Source organism: uncultured Thiocystis sp. (genome assembly GCF_903866365.1).
In the GTDB taxonomy this organism is placed as follows: Bacteria; Pseudomonadota; Gammaproteobacteria; order Chromatiales; family Chromatiaceae; genus Chromatium.
The window spans coordinates 1-11,831 of the sequence record NZ_CAIPNF010000246.1 but is presented as its reverse complement, the minus strand read 5'-3'; the positions used below and the strand labels follow the sequence as shown (position 1 = coordinate 11,831).

11 protein-coding genes are annotated in these 11,831 nt (G+C 62.2%); 3 read left to right on the top strand and 8 right to left on the bottom strand.

Annotated elements, in window-relative coordinates:
* Positions 1-104: 104 nt before the first annotated feature.
* The 8 genes from QZY07_RS13910 to QZY07_RS13880 form a co-directional block, all read right to left on the bottom strand.
* Entirely contained in the window at positions 105-704 is a 600-nt protein-coding gene (locus QZY07_RS13910) for a polyprenol monophosphomannose synthase (protein WP_295403774.1), read from the bottom strand.
* A gap of 275 nt (positions 705-979) precedes the next feature.
* Entirely contained in the window at positions 980-1,861 is an 882-nt protein-coding gene (locus tag QZY07_RS13905) for a DNA ligase (protein WP_295403771.1), read from the bottom strand.
* A 113-nt stretch (positions 1,862-1,974) separates the two neighbouring features.
* Positions 1,975-2,823: a PP2C family serine/threonine-protein phosphatase gene (locus QZY07_RS13900; protein ID WP_295403768.1), complete on the bottom strand. Its 849-nt coding sequence runs from the start codon at positions 2,821-2,823 to the stop codon at positions 1,975-1,977.
* A complete protein-coding gene (locus QZY07_RS13895; RefSeq protein ID WP_295403766.1) occupies positions 2,820-3,524 on the bottom strand; it encodes a tellurium resistance protein in 705 nt (234 codons plus the stop codon). The genes QZY07_RS13900 and QZY07_RS13895 overlap by 4 nt, the downstream gene beginning before the upstream one ends.
* Before the next feature lie 118 nt (positions 3,525-3,642).
* Complete coding sequence (locus QZY07_RS27445; protein WP_363184237.1) at positions 3,643-3,801, bottom strand: DUF5615 family PIN-like protein; 159 nt, start codon at positions 3,799-3,801, stop codon at positions 3,643-3,645.
* A gap of 37 nt (positions 3,802-3,838) precedes the next feature.
* On the bottom strand, positions 3,839-4,732 hold the full coding sequence (locus tag QZY07_RS13890; RefSeq protein ID WP_295403762.1) for a DUF1566 domain-containing protein: 894 nt from the start codon (positions 4,730-4,732) through the stop codon (positions 3,839-3,841).
* 19 nt (positions 4,733-4,751) lie between these two features.
* A complete protein-coding gene (locus QZY07_RS13885) occupies positions 4,752-6,068 on the bottom strand; it encodes a serine/threonine protein kinase (RefSeq protein ID WP_295403760.1) in 1,317 nt (438 codons plus the stop codon).
* Between the two features lie 75 nt (positions 6,069-6,143).
* On the bottom strand, positions 6,144-7,376 hold the full coding sequence (locus QZY07_RS13880; protein WP_295403758.1) for a hypothetical protein: 1,233 nt from the start codon (positions 7,374-7,376) through the stop codon (positions 6,144-6,146).
* Between the two features lie 439 nt (positions 7,377-7,815).
* On the opposite strand from QZY07_RS13880, the gene QZY07_RS13875 reads away from it, so the two are divergent.
* The 3 genes from QZY07_RS13875 to QZY07_RS13865 form a co-directional block, all read left to right on the top strand.
* Positions 7,816-9,099 carry an FAD-dependent oxidoreductase gene (locus QZY07_RS13875; protein ID WP_295403755.1) on the top strand — a complete coding sequence of 428 codons (1,284 nt, stop codon included), beginning with the start codon at positions 7,816-7,818 and terminating at the stop codon, positions 9,097-9,099.
* Between the two features lie 3 nt (positions 9,100-9,102).
* Entirely contained in the window at positions 9,103-11,388 is a 2,286-nt protein-coding gene (locus QZY07_RS13870; RefSeq protein WP_295403752.1) for a hydrogenase iron-sulfur subunit, read from the top strand.
* 185 nt (positions 11,389-11,573) lie between these two features.
* Positions 11,574-11,831 (top strand): 4Fe-4S dicluster domain-containing protein (locus QZY07_RS13865; protein ID WP_295403749.1); only part of this gene is annotated, 258 nt, incomplete at its 3' end.

Below are 11,831 nucleotides of genomic sequence, written 5' to 3'. Positions count from 1 at the left end.
GTTCCGCCTCGGGGATGTCAGGAAGTTTGATCGAGCTGGGCATGACGGTAGGACGATGCACGGGAAACGATTGGGGAAGCGATGGGGTATTCTAACGGATATCTTCAGCCAAGGCTGCCGTGACTTATTGAGAAGTTACCGCTCAGGCGCCGCACGCAGGACTGAATCACGGTTGCTCGCACCAGGAAAAAGCCGCTCATGGGATCCTGAAGCTCGACCCCGATCAGACGCTGCCCGATGCGGGTCGCCAGACGGCTCATGAACTGGCGGCGGGCATTCCAGTCGCCGACCCCGCCGCCCGCGACATAGCGGCTGCCGACGACGATCTCCAGATCCTCATCCTTGATGGTCTGGAGCATGCGTGGCAGGAGTGTTTCGTCATGCTGAAGATCGCCGTCCATCACCGCGAGAAAGGGCGCGGAGGTCGCCAGCATGCCCTCGATACAGGCCGAGGACAGGCCGCGGCGCCCGACCCGCTGGATCAGCCGCACCCGCGAATCGTGCCGCGCCAGCTCGCGCACGCGCTCGGCGGTTCCGTCCGGGGAATCGTCATCGACGAACAGGAGTTCCCAGGCAACGCCATCCAGCACGGCCGCCACGCGCCGCGCGATTTCGGCGACTGAATCCGCCTCCTGATAGGTCGGCACGATCACGGCCAGCTCGGGCGGTTGGCAGGGCGGGCAGCGGGCGGGTTGGTCTTGCATAGGGTCGAACCTGGAAGAGGGGACTGAATGGTGGCGGGCTCAGCGGGCGGATCTCGCTTCGTTGCGGCCCTGGTTCTGCTTGGCGCTGGGTCGATCCAGCTCGCTTCGGGTGCGGATTCTAACGCAGCCGCGAATAAACCTTTGCGTTCGATGACGTCGGGCACAGCTCCAAACCCGTCTTGGTCACCAAGGCAGGCGAGGCGAAAACCCGCGAAACGCGGATTCGTCGCAGCGTGGTCAATTGGTAAGCCAATGCGCTGCCCGGACGGCGTGGTTTATTCCTCCGCGCGCACCCGCAGAAAACTCGCGAAGCGCGGGATTTCTTTGTCCGTATAGCCCAGATATTTGTAGGTTACCAGGCTGCCGATGAGTGGCGGATCGCGCCGTTCGGCATCCGTGAAACCGGTCCCGAGACGAAAGCGCCGTCCATCCGCATCTTCCACCAGCAACGCGCCCAGCATCCCCGCGTACTTCCCCTGACCGGGCAGATGTTCGATCACCCGCGCCTCGGCATCCAGATAGGGCTTGACCTTGAGCAGGTCATCCGAGCGCCCCGCCCGATAGTCCGCGCCATCGCGGTGCAGCATGAGCCCCTCGCCACCGGCCTCGACGACCGCGTCCAGCCGCGCCATCAAGGTTGCGTGGTCCGCCACCCGGACTTGCTCGACGGGGACCAGAGAGGGATTGGCCGAGTCGGCGAGAACCTGTTGCAACCGCTGGAGCCGCTGGCCGAACGGCGCGTCGAGATCCGGCAGATCGAAGACCATGAAGCGGATCTCCCGCCAGTCGTCCGGCGTGGGTTCCAGTCGCCGCACCGTTCCCGACAGACGCTCGAAGGTTCCGCGTCCCATCCAGAGTTCGCCATCCAGGGGGAGCGCGGGAAATCCCGCCGTGAACCAGTCGGGCGACTGAATCGGATGCCCGCCACGCGAGATCAGGCGCGCGCCATCCCAGTAGGCGCGCACGCCGTCGAGTTTCTCGCTGACCCAATAAGCCGACAGATCGACGCCTTCGGTGTAGACGTTCGCCAGCATCAGCGCAGGCTTCTCCGTCGGCTGGACCGCGATGCTGGACGAGTCCGCCGCTCCGGGCTCCACGAGAAGACAACAGAGCAGCGCAAGCCACCAGGGTAGGCCACGGATTCGCGAGAATGACATCGTTCAGGATCTCCTTTCAGCAGTCGAAGGCGGCATTGATCGGTTCCAGGGCTTGTGTTTCGGATATCGGCATCGGAGAAGGCGATTGGTACGCCCCCAATTTCCGGACTCGGCTAGATCTGGGCAATCGGTCGCCACAGAAGACCCAGCGTGATGTCGTCGCCACTGCCCTGTTGCGAGGCTTCGTTCAGCCAATCCTTCAGATGGGGCCTCACCGCTTCCTCGCCCTCATCGCGCAAGAGTGCCCAATAGTCACGCGCGACCTGCTGAAAACCGGCCTCGTCGCGGTAGGCATTCGCATAACCGTCGGTGGCCGCCAGGATCAGCGCGGGCGGCGCCCCAGCCAGGGTCTGAAAGCGCACCCGCACCTCGTTCCACGCCTTGTCGGAACAAAGCGAGGTGGTTTCATTGGCGATCAGGCGAGTGTCCCGGAGGAGCGGACGGTCGATCGCACCCTCGGCGGAGACGGTCAGGATGTCCCCATCGCCAAGTTGCAGATAGAGAATGAACCCCGATGCCACGACCACGCCCAGCAGGGTCGAGCCATAGGCCAGCGATGGATGCGCGTCCACCTGACGCCGCCCAGCCGTGTCAAGCGCGTCCAGTTCCGCGGGAGTGAATGGCTGACGCTGGAGTGACCGCTCCACCCGCTCGCGCCAGTTCCGCACCAGTTCCAACGGCAACTGTTCCTCCGCCCAGCGTTTGATCTGCGATGGATTATCCAACTTGAACAGATGCCCACAGACCTTGCGCGCCACCACGACGGCCAACCGCGCACCATGCTGACTGCGAAAGCTTTTGGCACTGCCGTGACCGTCCGCCAGGGCCATCAGCCAGGCCCGGCCATCACCGAGCCGGGAAACCCGCACCGCATCCTGGTTCGGCAGTCCCACACGCTCATGGGCCGCGCCGCGCACACTGACCTTGAGCGTCCGCCATTCCGGGGGCATGGCGTCACTCACCACACATCATCCGCTGTCTGCGGTCCCGCCGCGCTGACCGGCGGGGCTGGAATCGGTACGTTGAAACCGGACACTACCCCAGTCGCCTGACTGGCTGGAGCGGAGGCGGATTTGAGCACGGCGGTCGAAACCCATTTGATATGGCGCACCAGTGCCTCGGGGTTGTTCGCCTGCAAGGGTTTCAGTTCCGGGTGACCGATGAACTTCTGCAACACCTCGGTATCGGCGTCCTCGCCAATGGCGATGGCGATTCGCACCGCCTTCCTGCCCCAGGGCTCATTCATCAGGGACTGTAAACCCTGGTTGAAATCGTCGGTCGGACAACCATCGGAGATCAGCACCAGCACCGGCGGCAGGGCGCGGTCGCTCATCGGCGGGATGCGCAATTGTTCGGCCAGCATGCCCAACGCCCGGCCGAGATCGGTCACGCCGTCCGCCGGCAAGTCGGTCCATTTGAAATCGACCACCGGCGTTGGCTGCGAAACGTGCCATTGCGCACCGCTAGAGAACTTCAGCGCCCGTACCAGCACTTCAGCATTGGGGTTCTCATCGGCGACTGTCCGCATGTGCGGTAACGCTTCGCGGATGGCGTTATTGAGGGCCTGGATCTTGCCGTCGACCGACATCGAGCCGGAGCAGTCGGCAATCCAGATGAAATGCAGCGGGCGGGTGGCTAATTCGCCGCCGGGGCGTTTGGGCATGTGTCAACTCCTTGTGATTCAAATAGATCAAGCATTTCAAAATTTGCTAGTCCTCCAAATCTGTATGATGGATTTACGACATAAAGCCTTATCTGGTAAGGACCAGTGTCAAGGAAAATCATGCAGATTGTGGCACTACCAAATCACTATCCTCGGTGACGATGACGAAATGATTGACGCGCGCATACGCCCAGATATCGGAATCGTAAGCTTCGGCCAATCCCAATAAGGCGACTTGCGAAGAGCCGGGATAGCAGGGTTCAATCACAGGGATCATGCGGCGGGATAGAGAGCCATAAAGACAAATGGCAAAATCACTGTCCGCCGCGCACGAGACGAACGTAAGCCGCAATGTCCTTAAAGTAGTAGCTGACGCCGCCATAGCCGAAAGCCACGTACCACGCGTCGCTCGAACTGCTGGCATAGGGAGAACCCGACCAGACATTCGAACTCGGTGTATTCGGAAAGGCAACAGGATCGATGGTCGGGCGCTTATATTTACCTGTGCAAGGCAGCCCCGTATCGTTCCAAGTTTGCGGCTTGCCACAATAGACCAGGGTCAGCAATTCATCCTTCGTCGGCAACCGCCAATCCCGATAACCGACATAGCCATTCTGCCGATTCAGAGACTCGGCGGCTTGCCTCGCCGCGTCCCATGTGTACTTTGCGGCTCCGCCAACGCAGCAACCGCCACGCCATTCCTGCCCCAACGAACAGCGCATCCATTGCAAGCCGGTTTTTACATCCGTCACGGTGCCGTCGCCATGATCCCGATAGCGACCGCTCAACAGGGCGGTCGCCGTTCCAGACGGCGCGCTTGATGGGGTTGTTTGGACTCGTGGGGCAGTGGGCGGCGGGGATGGCACGACAGGAGCGGGCTTGGTGACAGGCGTCGGTTGCACGCTCACGCCCAATGCGAGCGCCCAGGACTCCACCGCCCACTGTGCCGCCTCGGCGGTCATCGCCAGTTCATCCTCCAGCCGGTTGCCGATCCGCGCCAGCACCATCGACGGCGGCACCCCAGCCGGCACCTTGAGCAGATCCTCCGCCACCCGGTTTTTCAGCGCGCTGACCAGGACAAAGATCTCGCGCTTATGCTGTCCGCAATGGTCCCTAAGCAAGGCTTCGCAGCGGCGCGGGTCGTCGCAGAGCGAACGGCCGTATTCGAGGATCAATTCGCGGAGCTTGTTACGGGGTACGTCGTGCATGGGTCAATTCTCCTCGCCGCTAAATCCGGATCTCGCCTTCCATCTGGCCAAAATTGACCTTCACGCCCGCCGCCAGCGAGACACTGCGCCCCGGTTCGACATCGCGCACGGTGCCATCCGTCGCGGTCATCACCCACTTGACGGGCGAGAGATTCTTCAGCCCCCAGAGATCGGGATTCTGTGGGTGCCGCTGGATCGCCGCCAGGGGTTGCGACAGATCGTAGCGCCGCTGCGGGTCCAGGTGATGGGGAAAAAGTTGGGTGTCGTGGTTGAGCATGACCACATCCCGTCCCACACGCAGTCGGAACGGGAGCGTCAGGGGTTTCCGACACGACCAGCAGGCACCCGGTTGTCCGCCGTTGGTCCGCAAGGCTTCGCCATCGTAGAAGTTTTCCACCCCGCACTGGCCGCAATAAAGAATGGCATCGCGCAACTGGACCAACGTCGCCCGCCATTCGCTTTCGCGCACACGGGCATGCGGATCGTGCAGACCGGCGGTGAAGGCGTGGACGAATCGCTCGCGCAGAAATGACGGATAGAGCGGCCAATAGTCCAGGGCATTGTCATGGATACCGGGTACGGGTCGGTTGGCTGCGTTGGCGGGATCGAAGATGAACAGCGGGTCGGTGCCGTAGAGCCGCGTCATGGCCGGAAGATCGAAGCACTTGATCGATGCCTCCTGTTGCCCCTCCAGCGGATGATGGATATGGAGCAGATAGAACAGCAGGACCGACAGCGAGAAGAGGTCGGTTTGGGTACTCGGCGAGGCATCGCCCCGGACCACTTCCGGGGCGATGAAGCGCGGGGTGCCGAGGACACCGCTGGTCCCTTCGCCATCGATGGCGACGTTGTCGTTATCGCAGACTTGAATATCGCCGGTGTCGGGATCGAAAAAGACATTGCCGAAGGAGATGTCCCGATAGCAGAAGCCTTGAGCGTGGAGTTCCAGAAAGGCTTGAGCCAGTTGCAGGCCAGCGGTCGCGAGTGCTTGAAAAGACGGCTCGATCCGCCGCTTCATCAGGTCGACGATGCCTTTGAAGCGCGCCCCGCGCAGCGGCATGATGTAACCGAAGCCGGACAGGTCGGGCGCCGTCGCCAGTTCCATCGGCCAGAGGAATTGGGCGCTGGGCGGGCCTTTGCGGATCAGGGTTTCCAGGCTCTGCCGTTGGGCGGGCGTGGCCTGGTCAGCGAAGTACCACTTGAGTGCGATGGGCTTGCCGTCGAGCAGGGCGCGGTAGACTTCGCCCTGACCGCCGCCGCCGAGAAAGGTCTCGACCGTGCAGGGGTGACCGGAGAGGGTGTGAACGGTGGAGCGTAGTTGCAGGAGTTGGTGCATACGTCGGTCCCTGATGGTTGTGATGACTTATGGGAGAATGATCAAGCTCGGCGGAACCTCCGCGACCTGCTGCCGCTACCAATGATCATACTGGGCCGGCGCCTTGCCATGTGCCTCCAGCAACACTGGCATTTCCTCCGCTGCTTCGGTGTTCAGACGCTCGGTGACGATCCCGAATTCCCACTGGTCGCCAAAATCGAACAGAAAATCGATGCGCATCCCCTCGGAAAGCGGGAGATCGCCGATTTTCATTTCGTCCACGAGCGCATTGTCTGAATCGCCCGCCAAATAAGAATGGTCGATCTCGATGGTGCGACCGAAGCGGTCCCGGTAGCTGAAGCGGTACAAATGGTCCGCATCGAAGTCGAAAGCGGAAAGAATCGTGATCGCGAGTTCGTCGAGACTGTCTTCGCCGCCGATGAGGATGCGCCGCCAGCAACCCGCCCCCAGCGACACCTTGAACTGGTGCGGACCGGGCTGAAAAGGAGACTCCGGAATCTCCAGTTCCTTGTGCCAACCCGTGATCGCGGGGCGGATGATCTGGCTCCATTGCTCGAAACGCGCCATTGGCTCGAAGAACCCCTCGAAACCGAGGATCGGCGCGACCGCGTCGGTCTCGGACGCCAGCAATTGCTGGACGAACTGCACATAGTGACCCAGCAGGGCCTTTCCCCAATCGGACATGCGTATCCACTCGGGCCGCCACCCTTGACCTTCCGCGGGTGGTGTCGCCCGAATCTCGAGCAGGCCGAAGCCTTCCATCAGTGCCAGATTGTAGAGACCGGGAGAATACCGGAGCCGATCCGCCGCCTGCGGCGTTTCGAACCTCAGGAGGCCGTCTTGCGGAAAGCGCTCGATGAAACCCATGATTTTCGTCAGCGCGTCCCCGCCCCAGGTTTGACGCTCGCCAAGTATTTCTTCCCTGGAACGTCCCCACCAGGCTTTCAGCAAGGCGAAATAGCGCTCTGCGCCATTGAGTGACGACCAGGAGGCCAGGACGACGGGGTCGAGCTGAAGACGCGGTTTCCTGGACTGGGTATCGATCAGGGTCAGGCCACTGGCGCGCAGCAGCAGATACAGACCGTTGATGTACGGATAGGATTTCTGCACCGCGCGTTTCAGACGCAATTCCAGTGGATGCGTCAGACTCCGATTGATCGTCTCCAGACAGATCAGGGCGAGCAGATGGGCGGGGGTGACCGGCAGGCCCTGGTCGCCCATCTGGCCCAGCAGGGCCTCGAAGTCCTGGAGGATGGTTCCCGGCGCCCGCTGTTCGAAATCCTGTGTTTCGAACACGTTGATTGGCATGGGTGCCGCGTCAAGAACCTGGAATCTTTCATTCGCGGGGCGGAATAAGGGGCGATCAGTGTCCAACATTGGCCTCCAGGGGTGTATCCCCGTGCTCGGAAGGTGGCTTGTCCTGATGTGCGTACCGTGAAAGTCACGCACCGCGCCCGCTCCCAATTAGGATAGGGCCGGGCGAGGGGCATGGGAATGAATCCGGCGACCCGTCCGCCAGTCTCTGGCAAAGGGATCAGCATAACCCCCCTCTATCAACGCATCAAAAACTACAATGCAAAATTTCAAGGGCTTGCCATAGCCGCGGGCATCCGTGGGGGGTATCTTAGCGAATTCCGATATTCGGGCGTTTGCACGCACCGGATGACCTGAACGACACAGACTTTCTCCGTGCCTCACCGCTGCGTCGTTCGCCCTACGCCATATCCGCGAAGACGGAGGAAAGTCCATGACGGCAGTCGTCGCAACCAATGAGACCATTCTGGTGGTCGGCGGTGGCATCAGCGGCATGACCGCTGCGCTGGAAGCCGCCGAGACCGGGAAACGGGTCGTGCTGGTTGAAAAGCGTCCCTATCTGGGTGGCCGCGTCACTCAGCTCTATAAATATTTCCCGAAACTCTGTTTCCCCACCTGCGGCCTGGAAATCAATCAGCGCCGCGCCAAGATGAACCCGAATCTCACCATCCTGACCCTGGCCGAGGTGACGGGACTCACAGGCAGCGAGGGCGACTACACCGCGACCGTCAAGCTCTCCCCGCGCTATGTCAACGAACGCTGCACCGCTTGTGGCGACTGCGGCACGGCCGTCGAGGCCGAATTCGACGACGACTACAACTATGGTCTCGGCAAGCGCAAGGGCGCTTATCTCCCGTATCGCATGGCGCACCCAGCGCGTTATGTGCTTGACCCTGCGATCATCGGCACCCCCGACGCAGACAAGGCCAAGGCCGCCTGCAAATACGACGCCATCGACCTGGACATGCGCGAGGAAACGCTGGAATTCCGCTGCGGCGCGGTGATCTGGGCCACCGGCTGGAAGCCTTACGATGCGGCTAAGATCCAGCCCTACGGCTATGACCGGATCAAAAACGTCATCACCAGCGTCGAGTTCGAGCGACTGGCCGACCCCAACGGCCCGACCGGCGGGAAAATCGTCCGCCCGTCCGACGGCCGCGAGGCGAAAAAGGTCGCCTTCATCCAGTGCGCCGGCTCGCGCGACCGCAACCATCTGTTGCACTGCTCGCGCATCTGCTGCATGGCCTCGCTCAAGCAGGCGACCTATGTCGCTGACGCCTTCGCCGATGACGCCGAGATCAATATTTATTACATCGACCTGCGCGCCATCGACCGTTTCGAGGACTTTTATAACAAGGTTCGCGCCAACCGGAACATCAAGTTCATCAAGTCCAAGCCTGCGTCCATTGTCGCCGACAAGGACGGCAACCCGATCGTCCATGGCGTCGATACCGAAGGCTACAACCGCTTCGCCGAGCCGCACGATCTGGTGGTGCTTGCCATCGGCATGGAGCCGGCGGTGGACAAGGACGCCTTCCCGGTGTCGATCGTCATCAACCGCGAGGGCTTCATCGAGGCATCGCCCGAGAACGGCGGCGTCTTCGCGGCCGGTTGCGCCTCCGATGCGCTGGACGTGAACCGATCCGCGCAACATGCCACCGGCGCCGCGCTGCGCGCCATCCAGGTCGTCAACCGCGTCGCCAGAGCGGAGGTCTAACACATGGCAGTCGAAAAGAAATTGGCCGGCTATCTCTGCACCGGCTGCGGCATCGGCGAGCGACTGGAGACCAGTCAGCTCGTGAATATCGCGACCCGCGAAGGGAAGTTTCCCAGCGTCAAGCAGCATGCCATGCTGTGCTCGCCCGAGGGCGTCAAGTTGATTCAGGACGACATCGACGCCGGCGCGGCGACCCATCTCATGATCGCCGCCTGTTCGCGGCGCTCCAAGGTCGAAGCCTTCGGTTTCAGAAATGTCGCCATCTCGCGCGCCAATCTGCGCGAGGGTGTCATCTGGGCGCGCCCGGACACGCCAGAGAACACCGAGACCACGCAGGAGATGGCGGACGACTACATCCGCATGGCCTGCGCCGAAGTCAAGTTCATGACCGTGCCGACGCCCTCCGGCGAGCAGGAACTCAACAAGAACATCCTGGTGGTCGGCGGCGGCGTGACTGGTATGACGGCGGCGCTGGAAACGGCGGCGGCCGGCTATCCGGTCCATCTAGTCTGCGACGAGGACGTCCTCGGCGGGGTCTGGAAGGATCTCTACAAACGCGTGCCCTTCCGCGCCGCCGCGTCCGACGTGCCGAACGGGCGCGATGTCGATCTGCCTGGGCCGGAAGACCCCGGCATCGCCGACATGATCGAGCGCGTTCTGGCCAACGAGCGCATCACGGTCCATCTCAACGCCAGGCTCTCCAAGACCTCCGGCGCGCCGGGGCGGTTTTCTGCCGACATCGACGTTCAATCCGGCCCGACGGTCACCGAGAACTTCGGCGCCATCGTCCAGGCCAGCGATTTCAAGCCCTACGACGCCAACCGGCTGCCCGAATTCGCTTACGGCAAAACCCCGGACGTGCTCACCAACTTCGAGCTGGAACGTCTGGCCAAGGCCGCCAATGGCGGTCCGCTCAAGCGTCCATCCGACGGCAAGGTGGTCGAGTCGGTCGCCTTCATCCAGTGCGCCGGTCAGCGTTCGGACAAGGAGGGTCATCTACCTTATTGCTCCGGCTTTTGCTGCACCGAGTCGATCAAGCAGGCGATGTACTTCCGGGAGCAGAATCCCGACTGCGACACCACCATCCTCTTCGACGATCTGCGCACCCCTGGCGCGGCGGGCGAGGATTTCTACCGCTGCGGCCAGCAGGCGATGGTCACCTTCACCAAGGGTCAGGCCAGCGCGGTAGCGCAGAACGGCAAGGGGCTAAAGGTGAAGTTCAAGGATCTGATCCTCAACGAAGACACCGAGATGGACTGCGATCTGGTGGTGCTCGCCACCGGTCAGGTGCCCAACAACGGCCCCGATCCCTACGCCCAGCTTGCGGTCGACGAGGCCGAGAGCGAGGAGGAAAAGGAAGCCGCGCGCCAGAAGCTGGCCGTCGCTCCGCCCTCCATCCTCAATCTCGACTATCGTCAGGGCACCGACCTGCCGCAGCTCAAGCACGGCTTTCTCGACAGTCATTTCATCTGCTTCCCTTACGAGACGCGGCGCACCGGCATCTATGCCGCCGGTCCGGTGCGGCGTCCGATGGACATGAAACAGGCGATGGAAGACGCGGTCGGCGCGGCCATGAAGGCAATCCAGGCCGCCGAAAGCGCGGCCCAAGGCGCGGCCGTCCATCCGCGCGTGGGCGATTTGAGCTACCCGAGCTTCCGCAAGGAAGGCTGTACTCAGTGCAAGCGCTGCACGGTGGAATGTCCCTTCGGCGCCATCAACGAGGACGAACAGCGCTATCCGGTTTTCAACGAATCGCGCTGTCGCCGTTGCGGCACCTGCATGGGCGCCTGTCCGGTGCGGGTCATCTCCTTCGAGAACTACTCCATCGATACCGTCAACCAGCAGATCAAGGCGGTCGACATCCCGGACGAGTTCTCCGAAAAGCCGCGCATCCTCTGTCTTGCCTGCGAGAATGACGCCTATCCGGCGCTCGACATGGCCGCCCAGGCCGGCATCGCGACCACGCCCTTTGTGCGGGTGGTGCCGGTGCGCTGTCTCGGCTCGGTCAGCCTGTCCTGGATCACCGACTCGCTCAACTCCGGCTTCGACGGCATCGTGCTCATGGGCTGCCGCCGCGACGAGGACTATCAATGCCACTTCGTGCGCGGCTCGGCGATCGCGGCGGAACGGCTCAGCAAGGTCGGCGACACCCTCACCCAGCTCAACCTGGAGCCCGAGCGCGTCGTCGTCCACGAGGTCGCCATCACCGACCTGGAGCGCGCGCCGCGTTTGCTGAATGAGATGGCGGAAACGATCAACAAGATCGGCATGAGTCCGTTCAAGTTTTAATTGAGAACCGCGAAGGCACGAAGGACGCAAAGATGGCTGAAGCCCCTCTCCCCACTGGGAGATGGGTTGGGGTGAGGGGCAAGCCGGCGCATTCAATCCGAAGACTTGCGCTCAGCGCCCCACACAAGGATTCTTCGCGTTCTTTGTGCCTTCGCGGTTCAATAAAGAATCCCGGAGACAATCCAATGGGCGACCTGAATACCGCGATGATCGAGAAATATCGCAACCGCTTCCTGAAAGAAGTGGAAGCGAACGTCGAAGAGGGCGAGTGGGTCAAGATGTGCATGCAGTGCGGCGTCTGTTCCGGCTCCTGCCCGCTCGGCAAGTTCTGGGAGCACCCGCCGCAGGAGATTTTCATGATGATCCGCGCCGGCAAGCGCGACGAGGTGCTGTCCTCGGAATCGGTCTGGATGTGCACCTCCTGCTACAACTGCATCGTGCGC

Bases quoted from the DNA above. Each gene is read 5' to 3' on its own strand.
- QZY07_RS13880 (WP_295403758.1), bottom strand. From the start codon at position 7,376: ATGCCAATCAACGTGTTCGAAACACAGGATTTCGAACAGCGGGCGCCG.
- QZY07_RS13875 (WP_295403755.1), top strand. From the start codon at position 7,816: ATGACGGCAGTCGTCGCAACCAATGAGACCATTCTGGTGGTCGGCGGT.
- QZY07_RS13910 (WP_295403774.1), bottom strand. From the start codon at position 704: ATGCAAGACCAACCCGCCCGCTGCCCGCCCTGCCAACCGCCCGAGCTG.
- QZY07_RS13890 (WP_295403762.1), bottom strand. From the start codon at position 4,732: ATGCACGACGTACCCCGTAACAAGCTCCGCGAATTGATCCTCGAATAC.
- QZY07_RS13895 (WP_295403766.1), bottom strand. From the start codon at position 3,524: ATGCCCAAACGCCCCGGCGGCGAATTAGCCACCCGCCCGCTGCATTTC.
- QZY07_RS13870 (WP_295403752.1), top strand. From the start codon at position 9,103: ATGGCAGTCGAAAAGAAATTGGCCGGCTATCTCTGCACCGGCTGCGGC.
- QZY07_RS27445 (WP_363184237.1), bottom strand. From the start codon at position 3,801: ATGATCCCTGTGATTGAACCCTGCTATCCCGGCTCTTCGCAAGTCGCC.
- QZY07_RS13905 (WP_295403771.1), bottom strand. From the start codon at position 1,861: ATGTCATTCTCGCGAATCCGTGGCCTACCCTGGTGGCTTGCGCTGCTC.
- QZY07_RS13885 (WP_295403760.1), bottom strand. From the start codon at position 6,068: ATGCACCAACTCCTGCAACTACGCTCCACCGTTCACACCCTCTCCGGT.